Source organism: Streptomyces sp. NPDC037203, assembly GCF_055605065.1.
Genome location: NZ_JBVJUC010000003.1, coordinates 275,689 through 297,401, shown reverse-complemented (window position 1 = coordinate 297,401; position 21,713 = coordinate 275,689). Strand labels below are relative to the sequence as shown.

At 75.0% G+C, this 21,713-nt stretch carries 18 protein-coding genes; 10 read left to right on the top strand and 8 right to left on the bottom strand.

Features of this window, described 5'->3' with window-relative positions:
• Position 1: 1 nt before the first annotated feature.
• Positions 2-358 carry an ArsR/SmtB family transcription factor gene (locus ACZ7EC_RS10560; RefSeq protein ID WP_471060537.1) on the bottom strand — a complete coding sequence of 119 codons (357 nt, stop codon included), beginning with the start codon at positions 356-358 and terminating at the stop codon, positions 2-4.
• Between the two features lie 136 nt (positions 359-494).
• On the opposite strand from ACZ7EC_RS10560, the gene ACZ7EC_RS10555 reads away from it, so the two are divergent.
• Positions 495-1,574, top strand: a complete 1,080-nt coding sequence (locus tag ACZ7EC_RS10555; RefSeq protein WP_471060533.1) for an NADH:flavin oxidoreductase/NADH oxidase — start codon at positions 495-497, stop codon at positions 1,572-1,574.
• A 3-nt stretch (positions 1,575-1,577) separates the two neighbouring features.
• Here ACZ7EC_RS10555 and ACZ7EC_RS10550 read toward each other — a convergent pair whose 3' ends face one another.
• The 3 genes from ACZ7EC_RS10550 to ACZ7EC_RS10540 form a co-directional block, all read right to left on the bottom strand.
• The gene (locus ACZ7EC_RS10550) at positions 1,578-5,876 is read right to left on the bottom strand and encodes an HAD-IC family P-type ATPase (protein ID WP_471062006.1); all 4,299 of its coding nucleotides are present in this window, start codon (positions 5,874-5,876) and stop codon (positions 1,578-1,580) included.
• A 103-nt stretch (positions 5,877-5,979) separates the two neighbouring features.
• Positions 5,980-6,498 (bottom strand): hypothetical protein, encoded by a 519-nt coding sequence (locus ACZ7EC_RS10545; RefSeq protein ID WP_471060530.1) that lies wholly within the window; start codon positions 6,496-6,498, stop codon positions 5,980-5,982.
• 247 nt (positions 6,499-6,745) lie between these two features.
• A complete protein-coding gene (locus ACZ7EC_RS10540; protein WP_471060527.1) occupies positions 6,746-7,495 on the bottom strand; it encodes a PaaX family transcriptional regulator C-terminal domain-containing protein in 750 nt (249 codons plus the stop codon).
• 63 nt (positions 7,496-7,558) lie between these two features.
• Between ACZ7EC_RS10540 and ACZ7EC_RS10535 the strand changes: the two genes are divergently transcribed.
• The gene (locus ACZ7EC_RS10535) at positions 7,559-9,229 is read left to right on the top strand and encodes an acyl-CoA dehydrogenase family protein (protein ID WP_471060524.1); all 1,671 of its coding nucleotides are present in this window, start codon (positions 7,559-7,561) and stop codon (positions 9,227-9,229) included.
• Positions 9,230-9,402: 173 nt separating this feature from the next.
• On the opposite strand, the gene ACZ7EC_RS10530 is transcribed toward ACZ7EC_RS10535, so the two are convergent.
• Positions 9,403-9,984, bottom strand: a complete 582-nt coding sequence (locus ACZ7EC_RS10530; protein ID WP_471060521.1) for an Rv1733c family protein — start codon at positions 9,982-9,984, stop codon at positions 9,403-9,405.
• A gap of 282 nt (positions 9,985-10,266) precedes the next feature.
• Here ACZ7EC_RS10530 and ACZ7EC_RS10525 point away from each other — a divergent pair, with 282 nt between their 5' ends.
• The 4 genes from ACZ7EC_RS10525 (at position 10,267) to ACZ7EC_RS10510 (ending at position 14,143) form a co-directional block, all read left to right on the top strand.
• The gene (locus ACZ7EC_RS10525) at positions 10,267-11,355 is read left to right on the top strand and encodes a WD40/YVTN/BNR-like repeat-containing protein (protein ID WP_471060518.1); all 1,089 of its coding nucleotides are present in this window, start codon (positions 10,267-10,269) and stop codon (positions 11,353-11,355) included.
• A gap of 132 nt (positions 11,356-11,487) precedes the next feature.
• A complete protein-coding gene (locus tag ACZ7EC_RS10520; protein WP_471060515.1) occupies positions 11,488-12,165 on the top strand; it encodes a uracil-DNA glycosylase in 678 nt (225 codons plus the stop codon).
• On the top strand, positions 12,162-13,205 hold the full coding sequence (locus ACZ7EC_RS10515; protein WP_471060512.1) for an N-acetylglucosamine kinase: 1,044 nt from the start codon (positions 12,162-12,164) through the stop codon (positions 13,203-13,205). The genes ACZ7EC_RS10520 and ACZ7EC_RS10515 overlap by 4 nt, the downstream gene beginning before the upstream one ends.
• A gap of 11 nt (positions 13,206-13,216) precedes the next feature.
• Positions 13,217-14,143 carry a sirohydrochlorin chelatase gene (locus tag ACZ7EC_RS10510; protein ID WP_471060509.1) on the top strand — a complete coding sequence of 309 codons (927 nt, stop codon included), beginning with the start codon at positions 13,217-13,219 and terminating at the stop codon, positions 14,141-14,143.
• 82 nt (positions 14,144-14,225) lie between these two features.
• On the opposite strand, the gene ACZ7EC_RS10505 is transcribed toward ACZ7EC_RS10510, so the two are convergent.
• Positions 14,226-15,266, bottom strand: a complete 1,041-nt coding sequence (locus tag ACZ7EC_RS10505) for a lactonase family protein (RefSeq protein ID WP_471060507.1) — start codon at positions 15,264-15,266, stop codon at positions 14,226-14,228.
• 319 nt (positions 15,267-15,585) lie between these two features.
• On the bottom strand, positions 15,586-17,079 hold the full coding sequence (locus ACZ7EC_RS10500; RefSeq protein WP_471060504.1) for an FUSC family protein: 1,494 nt from the start codon (positions 17,077-17,079) through the stop codon (positions 15,586-15,588).
• A 248-nt stretch (positions 17,080-17,327) separates the two neighbouring features.
• Between ACZ7EC_RS10500 and ACZ7EC_RS10495 the strand changes: the two genes are divergently transcribed.
• The 3 genes from ACZ7EC_RS10495 (at position 17,328) to ACZ7EC_RS10485 (ending at position 20,103) form a co-directional block, all read left to right on the top strand.
• Positions 17,328-17,804, top strand: a complete 477-nt coding sequence (locus ACZ7EC_RS10495) for an Lrp/AsnC family transcriptional regulator (protein ID WP_471060501.1) — start codon at positions 17,328-17,330, stop codon at positions 17,802-17,804.
• Positions 17,805-17,823: 19 nt separating this feature from the next.
• Positions 17,824-18,516, top strand: coding sequence for an HAD family hydrolase (locus ACZ7EC_RS10490; RefSeq protein ID WP_471060497.1), 693 nt, complete (start codon positions 17,824-17,826; stop codon positions 18,514-18,516).
• Between the two features lie 111 nt (positions 18,517-18,627).
• Positions 18,628-20,103 carry an MFS transporter gene (locus ACZ7EC_RS10485; protein ID WP_471060494.1) on the top strand — a complete coding sequence of 492 codons (1,476 nt, stop codon included), beginning with the start codon at positions 18,628-18,630 and terminating at the stop codon, positions 20,101-20,103.
• Between the two features lie 113 nt (positions 20,104-20,216).
• Here ACZ7EC_RS10485 and ACZ7EC_RS10480 read toward each other — a convergent pair whose 3' ends face one another.
• Entirely contained in the window at positions 20,217-21,056 is an 840-nt protein-coding gene (locus ACZ7EC_RS10480) for a LysR family substrate-binding domain-containing protein (protein WP_471060491.1), read from the bottom strand.
• Between the two features lie 112 nt (positions 21,057-21,168).
• Between ACZ7EC_RS10480 and ACZ7EC_RS10475 the strand changes: the two genes are divergently transcribed.
• Positions 21,169-21,573, top strand: a complete 405-nt coding sequence (locus tag ACZ7EC_RS10475) for a DUF5997 family protein (RefSeq protein WP_471060488.1) — start codon at positions 21,169-21,171, stop codon at positions 21,571-21,573.
• Positions 21,574-21,713: the final 140 nt, after the last annotated feature.

The window sequence follows — 21,713 nt, the reverse complement described above, 5'->3', positions numbered from 1 at the left end:
CTCAGGCGTCGTCGCCGCGGCGGGCGTGCTGGCGGCGCGCGGCGGCGAGGAGGGCGTCGAGCAGGCCCGGAAAGAGGTCGTCGAGGTCGTCCCGGCGCAGGCCGCTCACCTTGGCCGTGCCCCGGTAGCACTGGCGGATGACGCCGCTCTCGCGCAGCACCCGGAAGTGGTGCGTGGTGGTGGACTTGGTCACCGGCAGGTCGAAGCGGGAGCAGGCCAACGCGTCGTCGGCCGTGGACAGTTCGCGCACGATGCGCAGCCGCACCGGGTCGGACAGCGCGTGCAGCACGCCCTCCAGTCGGATCTCCGCCCGGTCGGGGTGCGGCAGCACCCGGCCGGGAGCAGCGGTCTCGGTCACGGCGGCCCACCTCGTCACGGGAGTCACGGAACGTTCACGTCACCACATTGTACGAGAGGCATCGTAGTTTGACATCTCTCGTACTACGAGGTCTATCGTACGAGTAGTCCTGCGGTCCGTGACGAATGGAGTCCCCGTGAGTGTGCTGTTCGAGCCCGTCACCCTGCGCGAAGTGACCATCCCCAACCGGGTGTGGATGCCCCCGATGTGCCAGTACTCCGCCGAGCCGGAGGGACCGCTCGCCGGCGCCCCGAACGACTGGCATGTCGCGCACTACGGGGCGCGGGCGACCGGCGGCACCGGTCTGATCGTGGTCGAGGCCACCGCGGTCTCCCCGGAGGGCCGGATCTCCCCCTTTGACCTCGGCCTGTGGAACGACGCGCAGGTGGAGGCCTTCCGCCGGATCACGCGCCTCCTCGCCGCCCAGGGCACGGTCCCGGCCGTCCAGCTCGCGCACAGTGGCCGCAAGGCATCCACCGAGCGCCCCTGGAAGGGCGGCGAGCCGATCGGCCCGGAGCGGCACGGCTGGCAGCCGCTCGCCCCGAGCCCGCTGCCCTTCGCCGAGGGCCACCCGGTCCCCACCGAATTGACGGTCGGTCAGATCCAGGAAATCGTCGGCCAGTTCGCACAGGCCGCGCGCCGGGCGCTGGCGGCGGGCTTCGAGATCGTGGAGCTCCACGGCGCCCACGGCTACCTGATCCACGAGTTCCTCTCCCCGCACTCCAACCACCGCACCGACGCCTATGGCGGTTCGTACGAGAACCGGGCCCGGTTCGCTCTCGAAGTCGTGGACGCCGTACGGGAGGTGTGGCCCGAGGACAAGCCGCTGTTCTTCCGCGTCTCGGCCACCGACTGGCTGGAGGAGGGCGGCTGGAGCGCGGACGACACGGTCCGTCTCGCCCGCGATCTGCGCGCCCACGGCGTCGACCTCCTCGACGTCTCCACCGGTGGCAACGCCTCCGGTGTGCGCATCCCGGTCGGGCCCGGCTACCAGGTCCCGTTCGCCGCTCGGGTGAAGGCCGAGACCGGCCTCCCGGTCGCGGCGGTCGGGCTGATCACCGAGGCCGAGCAGGCCCAGAAGATCGTGGCGAACGGCGAGGCCGACGCCGTCCTGCTCGGCCGCGAACTGCTGCGCAACCCCTCCTGGGCCCGGCACACCGCACGGGAGCTGGGCGGCGACGTGCGGGTGCCGGATCAGTACCTGCGCTCGGTGTGAGCCTCAGTCCGGCAGGAGTCGTACGACCGTCTCCTCCAGGCGGGGCAGCGCGCGCTGTCCCGCCAGGGCGAGGGCGATGGCGGCGGCCACACCGGCCCAGGCGAACGGGCCGAGCGGGGTGCAGCCGAAGGCGCGGCTGAGCACCGGGGTCTGCACCACGGCGACGAGCACCGCGGCCGAACCCAGCGAGGTGACCTGCACCAGCCGGCTGTCACGCCGGTCGAGGAGGGTCTGCACCAGCTGGGTGCCGACCACCCCGCACAGCGCCATGGTGCTGGAGCGGCGGGCGGTGCCCGGCGTGAAGCGGCCGATCAGCCAGGCGGTGAGCGCGCCCAGGCAGGTGGTCAGCGCCCGGTGCCTGATCTGCCGCAGCAGCGGATCGCCCAGCACCCCGGCGGCCTCCTCCACATGGGCGAGATCCGCCTCGCCCTCCTTCTCCGTGACGGCGACGGCCATCGACGGGAACAGGTCGGTGAACAGGTTCACCATGAGCATCTGCCGGGTGGACAGCGGCGCCCGCCCGGACACCAGGGTGCCGATCAGGCCGAAGCCGACCTCGCCCGCGTTGCCGCCGATGAGGATGGCGATGGCGTCGGCGACGCTGTGCCACAGGGCGCGGCCCTCGCCGACCGCGTCGATCAGCACCGTGAGGTCGTCGGCGGTGAGCACGATGTCGGCGGCGTTGCGCGCGGCGGCCGAGCCGCGGGCGCTGATGCCGACCCCGATGTCGGCGGCGCGGATGGCCGCGGCGTCGTTGGCGCCGTCGCCGACCATGCCGACCACCCGGCCCGCGTCCCGCAGCGCCTCCACCACCTGGAGCTTCTGCTCGGGCGCGACGCGGGCCACCACGCCGGCGTCGCGCAGCATCCGGGCCCGCGCCGACCGGTCCGCGGCGGCCAGGTCGTCACCGGTGACCACCACGGTGTCCTCCGGCCAGCCCAGTTCGGCGGCGATGGCGCGCGCGGTCTGCGGATGGTCGCCGGTGAGCACGACGGGCCGTACGCCCGCCTCCAGCAGCCCCTTCACCAGCGCCGTGGAGGTGTCGCGCGGTACGTCGGACAGTGCCAGCACTCCGGTGAACTCCAGCCCCTGCAGGGGCTGTTCGAGTACGGCGGACTCGTCCTCCCCGTCGGCGAGGCGCCGTTCGGCCACCGCCAGGACGCGCAACCCCGAACCGGCCAGCTCCTGAGCGGTGTTGGCCGCCCTCTCGGGCAGCCTGGCACAGGCGGGCAGGACGGTCTCGGGGGCGCCCTTGACCACGAGGACGCGGGAGCCGTCCCCGGCCCGTCCGACGGCGGCCGCGTAACCACGCCCGGCTTCGAAGGGCAGCCCGGCGAGCTGCGTCCACTCGGGATCGGGGCGGGCCGCGTCCAGGACGGCCTCGTCGGTGGCGTGCACCGGGCGCTCGGAGCCGCCGTTGGAGCGGGGGCAGGCGCGTGCGGCGACCCGCACGGTGTCCGCGGACCGGGGGTCGGCCACGGCGCGTACAACGCCCTGGGCATCGGAGACCCGCACCAGGCGCAGCCGGTTCTCGGTGAGGGTGCCGGTCTTGTCGAAGCAGATGGTGTCCATCCGGCCGAGCGCCTCCAGGGTGCGCGGGGTGCGCACCAGGACGCCGCCGCGGCTGAGCCGGCGGGCCGCGGCGAGCTGGGCGACGGTGGCCACCAGCGGCAGCCCCTCCGGCACCGCGGCCACCGCGACCGCCACGCCACCGCTGACCGCCTCCCGGATCGGGGTGCCGCGCAGCAGCGCGAGGCCGGTCACCGCGGCGCCGCCCGCCAGGGTCAACGGCAGTGCCTTGCGGGTGAGTTCCTGGAGGCGGGCCTGGACACCGGCCGCCGGCGGCGTGCGCGCGGCCAGGTGCACGGCGCGGGCGGCCTCGGTGTGCTCCCCGGTGTCGACCACGACGGCGCGGGCCTCGCCCGCCACCACGGTCGTCCCCTCGAAGACCATGCAGCTGCGGTCGGCGACCGGGGCGTGCGGGGTGGGATCGGTGTCCTTCTCCACCGGCAGGGACTCGCCGGTCAGCGCGGACTCGTCCACCTCCAGGCCCTCCTGCCACAGCAGCCGCGCGTCGGCGGGCACCACGTCGTCGCCCTTGAGCTGGATCACGTCGCCGGGCGCGAGCTTGCCGGCCTCCACGGTGCGGGTGCCGCCGGCCGGTGCCTCCTCGTCCTCCGGCACCAGGCGCGCCTTGCGCTTCTGGTCCGCGACCAGACCGGACAACGCCCGTTCGGCACGCAGCCGTTGGATCCCACCGACGAGCGCGTTCAGGTCGAGGGCGCCGACGACGAGCAGGGCGTCCACCGCCGAGCCGAGGATCGCGGACGCGGCCGAGCCGACCGCGAGGACCGGGGTGAGCGGATCGTGGAGTTCGCCGCGGACGGCCTGGCCGAGCTGGTAGGACCAGCGCACGGGGGCGACGAGCGGATGCCGGTAGACCCCGTCGGCGGCCTTGCGCAGCCCGTCGGCCAGCGCGCCCAACGGGGTTTCCGCGTCGCCGGGTCGGTGTTCCAGCCGGTCCCTGGTCTGGTCCGGGTCCAGCTCGTGCCAGTGCACCCGCGGCCGGGGGTGCGGGGCGCGGGCCGCCGCCACGCCGAGCGCGGCGCGCATCCCGGACAGCAGGGCCATGGCGGCGCCCGCGTCGACGGGCGCGTGCCGCAGCCCCGGCAGCATCGCGAGCCGCCCCCGGCCGCCCTTGGCCTCGCCGACGGCCACCATCAGCCCGGACAGCGCCGCGCCGGAGCGGGCGAGGGTCTGGGACCGCCCGCCGACCGCGCGGGCGGCCGGGATCGCGATCAGCACCCGCCACACGTCGGGCAGCCCGTTCAGGGCCAGCAGGTCCGCGCTCCACATCACGGCGCCGTCCCGGTCGGTGAGGGCGACGGCGACATCGCTGGCGCGCAGCGCGGCCAGGACGTCGCTCTCCTCGGCCGAGCGGACGCGGGCGACGGTGAGCACGGTCTCCGTCTCGCCGCGCGCCTCGTAGACGACGTCGTCCAGCGGCCGGCGGGCGTCCACGACCTGGTCGGCGAGGCCGGTGAAGTCCTCCAGGGCCGGATCGTCCACCAGCACCACCCGCAGCCCGGCCCGGCGGGCGGCGTCCAGCACGGGCTCGGCCCACGGGTCCGCCTCGCCGTCCGCGCCGCGCAGCGCTCCGGCGTGCAGGACGACGGTCCCGGCCATGTCCAGCCGGCGCAGCCGCTCCGGGTCGCGCACCAGGACTCCGGTGCGGGACAGGGCGGCGCCGAGGACGGCGTGGAAGGCGGCGGGGCCGTAGCGGGCCGCCTTGGGCGAACCGGCGAGCACCGCCTCGGCCGCCTCGGTGCCGTCGTGCTTGACCAGCAGGGTGGCCGCGGCGCCCAGCAGGCTGCCCGCGGAGGCGTGGGCGGCGTATTCCTGGGCGGGCGACTCGCGCAGCGGAGGCCGCGGCTCGGTGCCGGGGGCGAGGCTGACGCGGCCGGGGGCGCACAGGTCGTCGTGCACCGTGTCGAAGGCGACCGCGCGGGCCACCGTCTCGGCGACCTGGCAGGCGCGCAGGGTGCCGTCGAGCAGCAGGGAGGAGGGGGTCTGCCCGGCCCCGTGCGCGGCGGCGTTGGCGCAGGCCAGCACCAGGTCCATCCGGTCGGGGCCGAGGCGGGCGCGCAGCCAGCCGCGGAACCTCGGGTTCTCCCGCAGCAGCGTCACCACGGCGGTCACCAGCCGGGGCGAGGGCGGCAGCCGCAGCGCGTACCCGGTGACCGCGACGGCGGTGCCCAGCACATCGGCCCCGAGCGTGGCCACGGCGGTGCGCACCCCGGCGGGGTCGGCCGGGTGGGTGGTCTCCTCCACGTCGCCGACGGCCAGTTCGAACCCGTGCCGCGCGGCGAGTCGCGCGGCGTGCTCGACCACCTCGTCGGTGACCGCGTCCTCGGTCGCGCTCACGACCAGCCGGGCGAGGCCCTCGTCCCAGTAGGCGAAGAGGACGTCGGGCCGGTCGGCGAGTATCTGGGCGATGCGGCGGGCGATGGGGGCGATGCGCTCGGGGTGGCCGGGGGGCTTGGCGGATTCCGCGCGGGGTGCGGGCTGGGGGCCGGCCGGCGGTTCGGTCGCGGCTGCCGGCGGCTCAGGGGGCGCGCCCTGTGTGCCGGTCGCGTCGCTCGCGGGCGGGGCGGGGCGCAGGGCGAGGTGGGCGCGGCTGCCCGCGCGCCAGTGATCGCCGGAGCCGGGGAGGGCGTTGCGGGCGACGCGGGCGACCCGTAGGGCGGCGTCCGCGCCGCGCACGCCGGCGCGCGCCGTCCCCGCGGCCGCGCCGGCGGCCATCCCTACCGCAGGCGCGGTGGCGCGGGCGAGCAGCCGTGGTGCCGCGGGCAGCAGCCGGAGGGTGGCCCGCGGCACGGTGAGCAGACCTGGCAAGGGGCCCTCCTCAGCGGGTGGTGCGGTCCGGGCGGGCGGTGGGCCCGAGGGGGCCGGTCGCCGTCTTCGGGGTGGGGTCCCCGGCCTCGTCGGCGGGGACGGGTCCGGGCCCGTGCTTATGACCGTGCTTGTGTCCGTGTCCGCGTTCGCCGTGGTGCCGGTGGGGTTCCTCCTGCGGTCCGTGGGAGTGCGGGTCCGCGCCGGACCGGAGGGCGGCGGTGCCCAGATCGTGCGGAGTCGCCGGGTCCTTCGCCGTCCCGTCGCCCTGGTGGCCGGGGCGTGGCTGGGTGAGCCAGGCCACCGCCGCGCCGGTCAGGGCCACGGGCCACTCCACGACGCCCGCCGCGCCGAGCACGCCCGCTCCGGCGTACACCGCGATGCGCCGCCCGCGCGGGGAGACGGCGCCCACCTTGTCCAGGGTTTCCTCAGCGACGCGGCCCATCGCCGTGGCACCCGGCACCTTGCGCAGTACCGAGGCGGCACCGCGCAGGGGTGCCGTGAGGGCCGACGACGCATTCTGCTCAGCCATGACTCTCCTCGGGTGAGATCGTCCTCCACTGCCCGCCGAGTGCCCGCGACCGTGCGGGTCACCCTCCTGTCTCCCAGGGAACGCCCGGTACGTCGCGGGCGCCACCCGCTCAGGGGCCCGGCCCGCCCCGGCGCACCACTGCGGACGCACTCGGGCCGCGGCCGGCGCGGGCGTCACCCGTCGCAGGGGTGTCCTCCGTACGGCCGTCCCGGCGGCGGCACGGCGGGCCTGCCCCGTCAGCGGCCGCTCAGCCCTCCCGCCATCCCGCGGACGCCGCCACCTCCCGCTGGTACCCGGCGTACACCGTGCGCAGTTCGGGGCCCGGCCACGCCGGGGGGAGGAGGGCCGGCGGGAGGACGGGGTCGCCGAGGAGGTGGCGGACGATGGCGGCGAAGGCGGTGAGGCGGTCGGCGGGGCCGGGCGCGGCCGAGGCGTGGGCGAGCAGGGCGCGGGCGGTGGCCGCCCAGGTGTCCAGGGGCCACAGGCGGGCGACGAGGTCGTGCGCGGGTTCGTCCGGGTGCGCGGTGTACGTCGCCGCCACCTGGCGGAGTCCGTCCGGCAGGGGCCGGTCGAGGTTGGCGGGGCGCAGCCATACGCCCTCGCGCAGTTCGGCCAGGCGCAGGGCGGTCAGCCGGGCGCGCAGCGCGGCGCGTTCGGCGGCGCCGCGCCCCGTCGCCGTGACCACCACCATCTCCCAGTCGCCGGCCCACGCGCGGGTGCGGGGGTGGACCGCGTCGTCCTGACGGCGCTGCCGCGCCAGCAGCCGGTCGCTGAGCCCGTAGACCGCGTCGGTGCGCCACAGGTCGCCCGCGGCCACCATCCGGCTCAGCGCGGCCCGCAGGGTGGAGCCGCCGACACCGAAGGGTTCGACCAGCCGTATGAGGTCCTTCACCGGCAGCTCGGGCGGGTGCACGGCCAGGAGCATGCTCAGGACGACCGACCGGGCGGACAGGGGCCGCAGGCCGGCCTCCGGCCCGGCCGACACGTTCACGCGCATGGGCACGTACTCTACGCACGCCACCATGTTGCACTATTGCTACAACCGCAGGGAAAGCGCAACATGACGAGTATGACCCCCACGCGGACAGAGACGCAGACGCCGGTCGCGACCCACGACGTCACCAACCAGCCCCCACCCCTCGCCCCCTACGACTCCTCCCACGACACCGCCCTCCTGGAGGGCCTGCGGCGCGAGGGCGCCGGCTGGGCCGAGGAGGAGATCCGGCGGCTCGGCGTCCGCGCGGGCAGCGCGCAGGCACAGGAGTGGGCCGAGCAGGCGAACGCGCACGAGCCGGTGCTGCACACCCACGACCGCTACGGCAACCGCGTCGACGAGGTGGAGTTCCACCCCGGCTGGCACCATCTGATGCGGGCCGCGGTCGAGGCGGGCCTCGCCGGTTCGGCCTGGGCGGACGAGCGGCCCGGCGCCCATGTGGCCCGCACCGCGGGCGGGTTGGTGTGGGGGCACACCGAGGCGGGGCACGGCTGTCCGACGTCGATGACGTACGCCGCCGTACCCGCCCTGCGCGCGGAGCCCGAACTGGCCAAGGTCTACGAGCCGTTGCTCACCAGCCGGGAGTACGAGCCCGGACTGCGGGTGCCGACCGGGAAGCCCGGACTGATCGCCGGTATGGGCATGACCGAGAAGCAGGGCGGCTCGGACGTGCGGACGAACACCACGGCGGCCACGCCCACCGGCGAGCCGGGTGTCTACACCCTGCGCGGGCACAAGTGGTTCACGTCGGCGCCCATGTCCGACCTCTTCCTCGTCCTGGCCCAGGCCCCCGGCGGGCTGTCCTGCTTCCTGGTGCCGCGGGTGCTGCCGGACGGCGCTCGCAACACCTTCCTCATCCAGCGTCTGAAGAACAAGCTGGGCAACCGTTCCAACGCCTCCTGCGAGCCGGAGTTCGACCGGACCGTCGCCTGGCTGGTGGGGCCCGAGGGGCGGGGCGTGAAGACCATCATCGAGATGGTCAACTGCACGCGGCTGGACTGCGTGATGGCCACCGCGACGCTGATGCGCAAGACGCTGGTCGAGGCCGGCCATCACGCCCGCCACCGCAGCGCGTTCGGCGCCCGGCTGCTCGAACAGCCGCTGATGCGCAATGTGCTGGCGGATCTCGCGCTGGAGTCGGAGGCGGCGACCGCCCTGACGCTGCGGCTGGCCGGGGCCGCGGACCGCGCGGTGCGCGGGGACGCCGGGGAGCACGCCTTCCGGCGGATCGCCACGGCCGTCGGCAAGTACTGGGTCACCAAGCGGGGGCCCGCGTTCACCGCCGAGGCCCTGGAGTGCCTGGGCGGCAACGGGTACGTGGAGGACTCCGGCATGCCCCGGCACTACCGGGAGGCCCCGCTGCTGTCGATCTGGGAGGGCTCGGGCAACGTCAACGCGCTGGACGTGCTGCGCGCCCTCGGCCGTGAACCGGGCGCCGCCGACGCCCTGTTCGGCGAACTCGCCCTCGCACGGGGCGCGGACTCCCGCCTGGACGCCACCGTGGCCGCCCTCAAGGCCGAGCTGCCGGGCGCCGATCAGTTCGGCGCCCGCCGCCTGGTCGAGCGCATGGCCCTCGCCCTCCAGGCGTCTCTCCTGGTCCGCCACGCCCCGCACCCGGTCGCGGACGCCTTCTGCGCCACCCGCCTGGCCGGCGACTGGGGCCACTCCTTCGGGACCCTCCCCTCCGGCACGGACCTGACCGCCATCCTGGACCGGGCCCTGCCCGACCGCGGCTGAGCCGGGCGGACCCGCTCGCTCCCGGACACCTCCACGTGCTCCGGCGTCATTCGCCCTCGCCGGTCACCCTGCCCGAGTCGTTCCCGCCGGGACCGGTCCAGGGTGTCGAACTGCTCCCCGTCGACACCCGGTTGGTCCCCACGTTGCGCAACCCTGCGTCGAACAAGGGCCGTTCATACTGCGCTTCCCCACTGCGGCCCAAGCCGGGCCCATTCCGTGTCCCAGGCTGCCATCCGGCGACGCTCCAGCCGGACGCGCAGCAGGGAGCCGCCGGTGAAGGGGACGAGCGCGGCGCCGAGCCCCGCCAGGGCTCCGATGAGGTCGGCCCGGAAGGCGGCCTGGCCGGGCGTGACGGGACTGCCGACGAGATGGCCCCGCGAATCGGTCCACACGGTGACCCTGGTGCCGGGCCCGCCGCCGGGCACCGCCCGCACCCGGCCGGTGTGCACGGAACCGTCTGCCACCCTCCAGCGCACCTCGGCCCAGCCCCGGTCGCCGCCGCGTATGTGCCGGTGCCCGGCGGACGCCTCCGGGACCCCGGCGACGATCCGGGCGACGGCCGGACGCCAGTCGGCACGCTCGCGGGCCAGCCCCTGCGCCACCGACCGGGCGGTCACGAGCCCGGCGAGCACCCCGGCCAGCAACGTCAGCAGCCAGACGCCGAGCACCACCCAGCCCTCCACCACGTCCGCCCGCCGCCTGAGCGGATTGCGCCGCCAGCGCCACAGCCACACCTTCGGACCCCGGAACGCCATCAAGGGCATCCTCCTCGCGACCGCAAAGACCGGCCGGACCGCCCTCCCCGCGGGGAGGGATCGTTCCGTTGCTCATGACAAGCCGTCCCCCGACGTTCGCACGAGAGGGCCGCCTCGCGCAGGCGCATCGGGGAACGCGCCCCTCCGATCCCCGCCGAAGGTCGACGACACCCGCGCTGAGCTGGGGCGGTGGCCGCTCCAGGGGAGACTGTCAGTGGTGGGGTGCACACTGGCCGATATCTGACGGCGACCCTGGGCGATGGCGCCCCGGAGGTGATCGGCATGACCGAGGTACTGCTGGCGGTGGGCACCCGCAAGGGCCTGTTCATCGGGCGGCGGCGGGGGCAGGGCCCGTGGGAGTTCGACGAGAATCCGTACTTCAACGCGCAGGCGGTGTACTCGGTCGCGATCGACGTCCGCGGCCCCCGGCCGCGGCTGCTCGCGGGCGGCGACAGCGCGCACTGGGGGCCCTCGGTGTTCCACTCCGACGACCTGGGCCGCACCTGGACAGAGCCGCCCCGGCCGGCCGTCAGATTCCCCAAGGACACCGGGGCTTCCCTGGAGCGCGTCTGGCAACTGCACCCGGCCGCCGCCGAGCCCGACGTGGTGTACGCGGGCACGGAACCGGCCGCGCTGTACCGCTCGGTGGACCGCGGCGAGAGTTTCGAGCTGGTGCGGCCGCTGTGGGAGCACCCCACCCGCTCCCGCTGGGTGCCGGGCGGCGGCGGTGAGGGGCTGCACACGGTGCTCACGGACGCGCGCGACAAGGCGGCGCTGACGGTGGCCGTCTCCACCGCCGGGGTGTTCCGCACCACCGACGGCGGGGCGAGCTGGGCGCCGTCCAACTCCGGGGTGGCCGCGGTGTTCCTGCCGGACCCGAACCCGGAGTTCGGCCAGTGCGTGCACAAGGTCGCCCGTGACGCGGCCGTGCCGGACCGGCTGTACCTCCAGAACCACTGGGGGGTGTACCGCAGCGACGACGCGGGCGCGCACTGGAGCGACATCGGCGCGGACCTGCCGTCCACCTTCGGCTTCGCGGTCGCCGCCCACCCGCACCGCGGCGACACGGCGTACGTCTTCCCGATCACCGCGGACATCGACCGGGTCCCCGCCGACCGCCGCTGCCGCGTCTTCCGTACCGCCGACGCGGGCAAGTCCTGGGAGCCCCTGTCCCGCGGCCTGCCGGCCGGGGACCACTACGGCACGGTGCTGCGGGACGCCCTGTGCACCGACGACGCCGACCCGGCGGGCGTGTACTTCGGCAATCGCAACGGAGAGGTGTTCGCCTCGGCGGACGACGGCGACAGCTGGCGGCAGGTGGCCGCGCATCTGCCGGACGTGCTGTGCGTGCGCGCCGCGGTCGTGAGCTGAGAGACGGAACGGAAAGAGGGGGGCACGAGTGTCGGGGGAACAGCATTCCTGGGGGCCGGGGGCGCGGGGCGTCCGGCCGGGTCCGGGCCGCCGGTTGATCACCGGTGGCCGTACGGCAGTAGGGTGACGCCCGTGGCACCACGACCCTTGCATGAAATCGTCGAAGCGGGCTGGGCGAAGGCCCTGGAACCCGTCGCCGGACGGATCGCCGGGATGGGAGACTTCCTGCGCGCGGAGATCGCCGCGGGACGCACGTACCTCCCGGCCGGAAGCAACGTCCTGCGGGCCTTCCAGCAACCCTTCGACGAGGTGCGGGTCCTGATCGTCGGTCAGGACCCCTATCCGACTCCGGGGCACGCGGTGGGCCTGTCGTTCTCGGTGGCCCCCGAGGTACGGCCGCTGCCGCCGAGCCTGATCAACATCTACCGCGAGCTGAACAGCGACCTGGGGCTGCCCCAGCCGTCCAGCGGCGACCTCACCCCCTGGACCCAGCAGGGCGTGCTGCTGCTCAACAGGGCGCTGACCACCGCGCCGCGCAGTCCGGGCGCCCATCGCGGCAAGGGCTGGGAAGAGGTCACCGAGCAGGCGATCCGGGCGCTCGCGGCGCGCGGCAAGCCCCTGGTGTCCATCCTGTGGGGCCGTGACGCGCGCAATCTGCGCCCGCTGCTGGGGAGCCTGCCGGCCGTGGAGTCCGCGCATCCCTCGCCGATGTCGGCCGACCGCGGGTTCTTCGGCTCGCGCCCCTTCAGCCGGGCCAACGACCTGCTGATCCAGCAGGGCGGACAGCCCGTGGACTGGCGCCTGCCATGACCGCCGCCGGGTATCTCGCCGTGGACTCGGGCGGTTCCGGCCTCCGGGTCGCCGTCGGCGTGCCGGGGCGGGCGCCCTCGGCACAGCGGGAGACCCGGAAGCCGGTCCGCACCGGCCCGCGGGGCATCGACCCGGCCCATCTGATGTCCCAACTGACTCCGCTGGTCGGAGAATTGACGGCAGAGACGGGGGTGGGCGAGCTGGGTACGGCCGTCGTCGGCGCCGCCGGTCTCGCCACCCTGGGCGACGCCCTGCGCGCCGAACTGCCGGAGGCCCTCGCCCGCGAACTGGGCGTACGACGGGTCGCGCTCGCCGCCGACGCCGTCACCGGGTACGCCGGGGCCCTCGGCTCCCGGCCGGGCACGGTGCTCGCGGCGGGCACCGGGCTGATCGCGATCGGCACCGACCTCACCGCCTGGCGGCGAGCCGACGGTTGGGGTCATCTGCTGGGCGACTGCGGCGGTGGCGCGTGGATCGGCCGGGCCGGCCTGGAGGCGGCGCTGCGGGCCCACGACGGCCGCGAGGGCGGTTCGGGCGCGCTGCTGAGGTGCGCGCAGGAGCAGTTCGGGCCGGTACGCCAACTGCCGGGCAGGCTCTATCCGCGGACCGACCGGGCCGCCGTACTCGCCTCGTTCGCGCCCCGCGTCGCCGATTGCGCCGCGGACGACCCCGTCGCGGCGGACATCCTGCGGGCGGCGGCACGGCACATGGCCGACTCCGCTGCGGCCGTGTGCCCGGCGGACGGGTCGCCCGAAGTGGCGCTCACCGGTGGCCTGTCCAGGATGGGCGATCCGCTGCTCGTGCCGCTGCGCGAGGAGTTGGCGCGCAGGCTGCCGCACGCCCGCCAGGTGCCGCCCGAGGGCGACCCGTTGCACGGCGCGGTGCGGATCGCGGCCGACCTCGCGGCCGGACGGCTCACGCTGCCGGGTGATCCGACGATGCTGCACGTCACAGCCGCCACCCGTAAGCGAGCAGACAAAACCGGACGGATACCGCTCACCTGCCCCCTCCCCGAACAGGACCATCCGGGAAACCAGTAACATGCGGCGCCATGAGCTCCTCCACTGGACCCGAGTCCGGCCTCCCAGTACGAATGCCGCGACCCCGCCAGCCCGGACGGCACCGCCGGCCCGAACCGCTGGTGGCTCCCGAGGGCGCGCCCGCGCTCGTCCTCGCGGTGCCCGGTGTGCCCAGCGCTGCCACGCGTGGCCTCGCCGAGGAGGTCGTGAGCATCGCCCGTTCCGAGCTGCCCGGCCTGGACGCCCGGATCGGCTACCTGGACGGTGACGACACCGAGTTCCCCTCGCTGCGCGGGGTGCTGGCGCACGCCGCCGAGGAGCGCACGGCCCGTTACGAGCAGGCTCTCGCCGCCGGTGTCGAGGGCCTGCGGGAGCCCGACGGCCCGGCCGCCGTGGTCGTACCGCTGCTGGCCGGTCCGGACAGCGCGCTGCTGCGGCAGATCCGCCAGTCGGTGAACGACAGCCGGGTCGCGGCCGAGCTGACGGATGTCCTCGGCCCGCACCCGCTGCTCGCCGAGGCGCTGCACGTACGGCTGTCCGAGGCGGGCCTGGCCCGCGCCGACCGCGCCAGGCTGTTCACCGTGGCCACGGCCGCCGACGGCATCGTCCTGGCCTCCGTGGGCGGCGAGGAGGCCGTGCAGGCGGCCGGGATCACCGGCATGCTGCTCGCCGCGCGCCTGGCCGTGCCGGTGATGGCGGCGGCCCTGGACCAGGAGGGTTCCATCTCCTCGATCGCCGAGCAGCTGCGTTCCTCCGGCTCGCAGCAGCTGGCGCTCGCGCCGTACCTGGTCGGCCCGGAGATCGACGCGACGCTGCTGGCCGCCGCGGCCGAGGAGGCGGGCTGCTCGATGGCCGAGCCGCTGGGCGCCTACCCGGCGATCGGCAAGCTGGCCCTCGCCAAGTACACGACGGCCCTGGGGATCGCGCCGCAGCAGGCGCAGGGTGCCCCGGTCCGCTGATCGCACCCGCATCGAACGTGCAGGGCTCGCTCCCCTCGGGGGGCGGGCCCTGTGCCGCGCCGGATCAGGTGTCGGGCGCCGGCTACCCGAAGACGACGCAGGAGGCCGCGGCGACCTGCACCGAGCCGTCGTAGCGCGGCATGCCCGTGGTCTCGTCCACGGCGAACCAGCTGACGTCGCCGGAGCGCTCGTTGGCCACGTACAGAAAGCCGTCGCGCTCGGCCAGGGCGCGGGGCCAGTGGCCGCCGCAGGGCACGGTGCCGAGCGGCCTGAGGCCGTCGCCCTCGACGGCGAGCACCGACAGGACGTCCTCGCCGCGGGTCGCGGCCCACACGAAGCGGCCGTCGGGGGCGACCACGATCCCCGAGGGGTAGGCGTCACCGGCCGGGGCGCCCGGCAGCAGGGGCACTTCGGTGAGCGGTTTCAGGGAGCCGGCCGAGGCGTCCCAGCGGCACACGGTCACCGTCGGGGTGAGTTCGTTGACGACGTAGGCGCGTTCGCCGTCGGGGTGGAAGGCCAGATGGCGGGGCCCGGAGCCGGGGCGCAGGGCGCACTCGCGGTGCAGGGTCGGGGCGCCGGCCTCCAGGGTGCAGACCCGCACCGAGTCGGTGCCGAGGTCGACGCTCACCGCCCAGCGACCGCTCGGGTCCGGCTGCACCTGGTGGGCGTGCGGGCCGCGCTGCCGGCGGTCGTGGGGCCCGGAGCCGGTGTGCTGGAGCCGGCCGGAGGGTTTCGCGGCGAGGGTGCCGTCCGGGCGCAGCGGTACGGCCGTGACGCTGCCGCAGCCGTAGTTGGCGGTGAGCACGTGCCCGGCGTACAGGCTCAGATGGGTGGGGCCGCTGCCGTCCACGGACACGGGCGGCCCCGCGAGCTCCGGACGGGCGCCGTCGACCCGGTAGGCGGCGACGACGCCCTCGGCGGTCTCGCCGACCGCGTAGAGGGTGCCGCCGTCCGGGGAGAGGGCCAGGTAGGAGGGATCCGGTACGTCGCTGACGGCGGCGACGAGGGTCAGGGCGCCGCCCTCCGCCTCGACGCGCGCGGTCACCAGACCCGGTCCGCCCGCCGCCGTGAACGAGCCGATGAACGCCCGCCGTCCGCCCGACCTGCCATCGCCCTGCGCCACCGCTGTCCCCTCTCGGTCGAGCCCGTCACGCGCCGACGGTAGCAGCCGACCCACTTCGGTCTAGACCAAGGAGACGGCGTGGGGCCGGAGTTCTTCACTCCGGTGCGGCATCCTCCGGCGGCGCCCCGCTGAGGCACATCGGCTTCCCGACCGGCGGGACGGCGGTTCCGTGCGGCGCGAGGACGAGCCGCATCCGCCTCTCGGCCGAGGGGACGGCAGCTCCCTGCGGGCGCGACCAGCCCCAGCGAACCGGCATCCGCATGCCTCCCCGCGGCCATCCCCTCTCACCGGCCGCCCCGCACCCTCGCCGCCGAGGACGTCACGCCCCGGCCAGCCTCGCCCCCGCCGCCCCCCGCAGCGGCTCCGCGAGCGCGGCCAGCGCATGCTCAAGGCCGTGCAGATGGGCCAGCGCGGGCGACACCGGGGCCTCGGCCGCGGCGGCCGCCGGTTCCGCGGAGCCCCCTGTGAGCGCCTCGACCGCCTTCTCCACCCGACCGCACGCCGCCGCGAGACGCGCGTCGTGCGACGCCTCCGGATCCGCCGCGACAGCGACGAGGCCACGGATCTCGCGCGCGCAGTCGTCGAGCAGCGCCAGCACCCTGCGGGCCCGCAGCTTGCGGGCGGCCGAGGGGTTCAGCGGGTGCACCAGCGGCGCCACGGACAGCCGTACCCGGCCGAGCAGCAGCTCCAGCTCGGCCACGCGCGGCGCGGGATCGGCCGTCGGCGAGCCCCCGAGCCGCGCCGCCGCCTCCGCCGTGCAGGCGTGCACGCACCGCAGGGCCCGCTGGATCCACGCGTCCGTCGTGGCGTGCGTGGTCACCGGCAGCAGCACCAGCACCGCGAGCACCGCCCCGAGCGCCCCCACCGCCGTCTCCCCGAGCCGCAGCGCCAGCAGTCCGGGGGTGAGGACACCGAGCAGGCCGTACAGGAGTTCGGCGAGGACCGTCACCCAGAGCATCATCCAGGTGTAGGAGACGGCGGCCGAGTAGAAGATCCCGAAGACGGCGACCGCGAGCAGGACGGCCGTCGGCACCGGCGCGCCGTGCAGCGGGACGGCGACGAGGAAGCCCAGGCCGCCGCCGATCAGCGTGCCGAGGACCCGGCGGAAGCCCCGTACCAGGGTCTCGCCGCGCGAGGTGGTGTTGACGAAGACCCACCAGGTGGCACCGACCGCCCAGTACCACCGCTGGCCGGACACCAGTTCGCCCACGACCAGCGCGAAGCCCGCGCCCACCAGCGCCTGGACCGCCTGGCGCGTGGTCACGCGGGCCAGCCCCGCGGCCGCGGACAGGGCGGCGGGAGCGGAGGCCGGGGGCAGCCGGCGCTCGTAGCACCACAGCCCGAAGCGGACCGCGGCCGCGCTGAGCACCGACAGCAGCACGGCGGCGGACAGTTCGGGCAGCCCGTCGGGGGTGGTGTGCAGGAACTGGGCGGCGAAGAACATCATGAAGGCGAACACGCCGAGGCTGTGCCCGCGCGGCCCCCAGCGGCGGGCGTACACCCCGGCGCCGACGACGGCGAGGAAGGCGAGGTCCCGTGCCACCGGGTACGGGTGCAGTGCCGCCGCGGCGCCGAGCACCGGCAGGCCCACGGCCGGCAGCAGCGCGGTGGTGACCGCCTGCCCGCGCACGGTGGGGTCGGCGACGGTGAACAGCGCGAGCAGCGCGGCGAGACCGCCGGCCACCGCGCCGGCGACGGACTGCCCGACGAGCAGGCAGACCACCACGGCGAGCCCGATGCCGAGGACGGCCCGAGACGCCCAGCGCAGTCGCGCCCGACCCGGATCCGGAGCCACGAACATCTTCTTCAGCACTGCTGTCCTCCCCAGGGACACCTTGGAAGACCAAGGAAGACCGGAAAACAAAAGGCGCCGCGGGGATCCGCAGCGCCATCGACATGTCCATAAGAGCATCCTCGGCCGCAGTGGCTCAAGTGATGCCGGATTCAATGGGCCAATGGTCCACCTTGCAGCCTCGTGCGGGGCCTTGGGTGACACCAACGGCGCAGGTCGGGCGAGACCGGGGCCCTCCAGGCACCGGGCCATTGGTACAGTCGTCCATCATGGCCGTGGACGAGCTCGACACCCGCATCCTGCGACTGCTCCTGGAGCAGCCGCGCACCAGCGTGCGCGAATACGCCCGCATCCTCGGCATCGCCCGCGGCACCCTCCAGGCCCGCCTCGACCGCATGGAGCGGGACGGTGTGATCACCGGTACGGGCCCGACCCTCTCCCCCGCCGCGCTGGACCACCCGGTGCTGGCGTTCGTGCACATCGAGGTGACCCAGGGCCACCTGGACGACGTGGGGGACGCGCTGGCGGCGGTGCCGGAGATCGTGGAGGCGTTCTCGATCACGGGCGGCGGGGACCTGCTCGCCCGCGTGGCGGCCCGGCACAACGCCCACCTGGAGGACGTCATCCAGAAGCTGATCAGCCTGCCGGGCGTGGTGCGCACCCGCACCGAGGTGGCGCTGCGCGAACGCGTTCCCTACCGGCTGGGCCCCCTGGTGGAGTCGGTGGGCCGCGCCGCCCGCGCCTGATCCCGGCATGCTGGAGCGCATGAGCGATCCCGGCGCCCTCGCGGTCGTCTTCGATCTCGACGGAACGCTGGTGGACAGCGAGCCGAACTACTACGAGGCGAGCCGCCAGGCCCTGGCCGAGTACGGCGTGCCGGACTACAGCTGGGCGGACCACGTGAGCTACGTCGGTGTCAGCACTCGGGACACGGTCCTGCTCTGGCGGGAGCGCTACGGGCTGCGCGTCCCGCCCGAGGAACTGCTGGCGGCGACGGACCGGCGCTATCTGGAGCTGGCCCGCGCCCACACGCGCGTGTATCCCGAGATGCGCGCGCTGCTGGAGCTGCTGGCCGCCGACGGCGTACCGACCGCGGTGGCCTCGGGTTCCTCCCCCGAGGCCATGGACGCGGTCCTCACCGGCACCGGGCTGCGGGACCTCGTCCGCGTGGTGGTGTCGTCGGCCGACGTCCCGCGCGGCAAGCCGGCGCCGGACACCTTCCTGGAGGCCGCCCGGCGGCTCGGCGCGGAGCCGCGCGACTGCGTGGTCCTGGAGGACGCCGCACCGGGCGCGGCGGCCGCCCACGCGGCGGGGATGCGCTGCATCGCCATCCCGTATGTCGCCGGACAGGCCGACGATCCCGGCTTCCGCACGGCGAGCCTGCTGCTGCGCGGCGGGCAGCAGGAGTTCACGGCGCGCTCGGCGTACGCGTGGCTCCGGGGGACCGTCCGCACCTGAGCCACCGCACGCATGACGCGCCCTATGCCGCCTTATACCAGGACAAACACCGACGCGCCGGATGTTCCCTTCTTCCGCGCTCAGGGCCCGGCCGCTGCTTAGCGTGGCCCCATGACCATGGACACGGCCCGGCCGGCCGACGACCGGCGCCGCTGGCAGGCGCTCTGGGTCTGTCTGACGGCGGGCTTCATGACGCTGCTCGACAGCTCGATCGTGAACGTCGCCCTCCCCTCGATGGAACGCGGCCTCGGCGCCGACACGGCCGCCCTGTCCTGGGTCGTCTCGGGTTACGCGCTCACCTTCGGGCTCGCGCTCGTGCCCGCCGGCCGGCTCGGGGACCTGCGCGGGCGGCGGACGGTCTTCCTCTACGGGCTCGCCCTTTTCACGCTGGCCTCGGCGGCGTGCGGGCTGGCCTCCGACGCCGGCTGGCTGGTGTTCTTCCGGCTGTCGCAGGGCGTGGCCGCAGGCATCCTGGCGCCGCAGACCACGGGGCTGATCCAGCAGATGTTCCGGGGCACCGAGCGGGCGCGGGCGTTCGGCATGCTGGGCAGCGTCGTCGGGCTGTCCACGGCGATCGGCCCGCCCGCCGGCGGACTGCTGATCCATCTGTTCGGCACCGACGACGGCTGGCGCTGGGTGTTCTACGTCAACCTGCCGATCGGCGTCGCCGCCTTCTGCGCGGCACTGCGGCTGCTGCCGCGCACCCCGCCCGCGACCGGCAAGCGGGAGAACATCGACCTGACCGGAGTGCTGCTCCTCGGCACCGGCGTGCTCGCGCTGATGCTGCCCCTGGTGCAGGAGCAGCAGTGGACGGGCCGGCTGAAGTGGGCGCTGCTTCCGGTGGCCGCGCTGCTGCTGGCGGGCTTCTGGGCGTGGGAGCGGTGGCAGAGCTGGTGGGGGCAGGCGCCGCTGCTGGACCTGCGGCTGTTCGCCCAGCGGTCCTTCTCGCTCGGGGTGCTGCTGAATCTGGTCTACTTCGCGGGTTTCACCACGCTTTTCTTCGTCTACACGCTGTTCCTCCAGAACGGCGTCGGCTACACCGCGCTCGCGGCCGGGTTCTCCTCCCTGCCGTTCGCCTGCGGTTCGGCGATCGGCGCGAGCGTGAGCGGCCGGCTCGTCGTACGGCACGGGCGCAAGCTGGTCGTCGCCGGTCTGGCGGTGGTGGCACTGGGCCTGCTCACGGTGATCGCGACGGTGCAGCTGGTACCGGGTCAGGGCGTGGCCTGGGCGGCGGCCGTGCCCCTGCTGATCGCGGGCCTCGGCTCGGGCGTCACCATCTCCCCCAACACCACGCTCACCCTGGCGACCGTGCCCGTGCAGCGGGCGGGGGCGGCGGGCGGGGTGCTGGTGACCGCCCAGCGCATCGGCTCCGCGGCCGGGATCGCGGCCGTGGGCGCCGTGTACTTCGCCCATCTGGCCAACCACGGCAACCCAGCGACCGCGCTCCAGCTGGGCCTGCTGACGGCTGTGGGCATCGTCGCCCTCGCCCTGGTCCTCGCGGTGGCCGACCTGCGGGTGCGGCAGACCGAGCCGGTGGACGCGGCGCGCGGGGCGGCACGGCCGGAGGAACACGATCGGGCGGTTTGAAAGGGGTTCGAGGGGCACGCTCCCGCACCCTGCGACGCCTTTCCGCGCTCCTGTGCCGCTTTCCCACGGCTGCCCGGTGCCGCTTCCGCGCCGTCTCCGCGCCGCTTCTGTGGCTATGAACGCTTGCGCGGCTTCCCGCGCTTCGCCGCCGGCTTGGCCCCGCCCGCGCGGGCCCGCTGACCCCGCCCGCCCGACGACTTGGCGGCGCCGGGCTTCTGCCGGGCGCCCGGCTGCCCCGCGCCTCGGGCCTTCTTGTCGGCCTGGGGCTTGCCCGCCGCCTTGGCTCCCGCCTTGGTCGTACGGCCTTCCGCCGTACCGCCGTCCGCCGGGCGCCCCGCCGCCCCTCGTCCCCGCGTGCTGTTGACGGTGCGGCCCCGGACGATGCCGATGAACTCCTCGACCAGGTCCGTGGTGGCCTCCTCCGGCCAGGACAGCGCGACGCCGGACTGGGGCGCGTCGGTGACCGGGCGGTAGGTGAGGTCGCGGCGGTGATAGAGGCGGGCGAGCGACTGCGGTACGACGAGGAGGCCGACGTTGGCCGCGACCAGCTCGATCGCGTCCTGAGTCGTCGCGGGCCGCTCGAACGCGGCCTCACCGGGCGGCCGGTCCCAGTCGAAGACGTCGTCCAGGGGATGGAAGACCACCTCGTCGGCGAGGTCGGCCAGGGTGACCTCGTCGGCGGCGGTGATCACGTGGTCCTTGGGGACGACGACCACACTGGTCTCGGTGTAGAGCGGGATCGCGCTGAAGAAGTCACGGTCGACGGGCAGCCGTACGAGACCCGCGTCGGCCTCACCCGTGCGCAGCAGCTCCGGCGCCGCGGCGGCGGGGACCTGCAAGAGGGTGAGCGGGATGTCGGGCAGGCGTTCGTGCCAGACCTTCACCCATTTGGCGGGCGTCACTCCGGGGACGTACGCGAGCCGGAACGACGGTGATTCCTCCGAGCCTGTCACCAGGCCAGGTTACCGGCCGCGGCGGCCCCCATGGTCACCGGCCGTGATTCCGCCCGGTCCGCCGCCCGGCTCGTGGTCGGCTCCCGTACGCACGGCCGATACCCTTGTCCTCATGAAGTCGCAGCAGAGCACCCAGACGATGAAGCCCGCGACCGCGGCGAAGAAGCTGGGTGTGTACCTCCCCGCCACCCCCGCCTCCTTCCAGGAGGGTGTGGTCTCGCGTGCCGAGCTGAACGAGCTCCAGGCCAATCCGCCCGAGTGGCTGCGCGAGCTGCGTCTCAACGGTCCGCACCCGCGTCCGGTGGTCGCCTCCAAGCTCGGCGTGTCCATCGCCGGTCTGGCGCGCGGCGGCGTCACCGAGGCGCTGACCACGGAGCAGATCGACGCGCTCAAGCAGGAGCGGCCCGAGTGGCTCGTCAAGGAGCAGGCCACCCAGGTCGAGGTCCGCAAGGAAGCGGCGCGGGTCAAGAACCTGAAGCAGCAGAAGGAGTCGGCCAAGGGCTCCGCCCAGAGCTGACCCCCTTCCGCAGCCTTGCCCGCAGCGCCCTCCGTCCGCCGGAGGGCGCTGCCAGTGGTCGTCTCGGGGGTTCTCCCGTCACTTGATCACCGGGGGTGCGGGAGAGGCGTACGGGGCGGGCTGCGCGCTGTGCCAGGGCG

Excerpts from the sequence above, each read along its gene's own strand:
- ACZ7EC_RS10540 (WP_471060527.1), bottom strand. The coding sequence starts at position 7,495 with ATGCGCGTGAACGTGTCGGCCGGGCCGGAGGCCGGCCTGCGGCCCCTG.
- ACZ7EC_RS10530 (WP_471060521.1), bottom strand. The coding sequence starts at position 9,984 with ATGGCGTTCCGGGGTCCGAAGGTGTGGCTGTGGCGCTGGCGGCGCAAT.
- ACZ7EC_RS10525 (WP_471060518.1), top strand. The coding sequence starts at position 10,267 with ATGACCGAGGTACTGCTGGCGGTGGGCACCCGCAAGGGCCTGTTCATC.
- ACZ7EC_RS10495 (WP_471060501.1), top strand. The coding sequence starts at position 17,328 with ATGGCCGTGGACGAGCTCGACACCCGCATCCTGCGACTGCTCCTGGAG.
- ACZ7EC_RS10490 (WP_471060497.1), top strand. The coding sequence starts at position 17,824 with ATGAGCGATCCCGGCGCCCTCGCGGTCGTCTTCGATCTCGACGGAACG.
- ACZ7EC_RS10485 (WP_471060494.1), top strand. The coding sequence starts at position 18,628 with ATGACCATGGACACGGCCCGGCCGGCCGACGACCGGCGCCGCTGGCAG.
- ACZ7EC_RS10475 (WP_471060488.1), top strand. The coding sequence starts at position 21,169 with ATGAAGTCGCAGCAGAGCACCCAGACGATGAAGCCCGCGACCGCGGCG.
- ACZ7EC_RS10510 (WP_471060509.1), top strand. The coding sequence starts at position 13,217 with ATGAGCTCCTCCACTGGACCCGAGTCCGGCCTCCCAGTACGAATGCCG.
- ACZ7EC_RS10550 (WP_471062006.1), bottom strand. The coding sequence starts at position 5,876 with ATGGCCGCCGGCGCGGCCGCGGGGACGGCGCGCGCCGGCGTGCGCGGC.
- ACZ7EC_RS10545 (WP_471060530.1), bottom strand. The coding sequence starts at position 6,498 with ATGGCTGAGCAGAATGCGTCGTCGGCCCTCACGGCACCCCTGCGCGGT.
- ACZ7EC_RS10535 (WP_471060524.1), top strand. The coding sequence starts at position 7,559 with ATGACGAGTATGACCCCCACGCGGACAGAGACGCAGACGCCGGTCGCG.
- ACZ7EC_RS10515 (WP_471060512.1), top strand. The coding sequence starts at position 12,162 with ATGACCGCCGCCGGGTATCTCGCCGTGGACTCGGGCGGTTCCGGCCTC.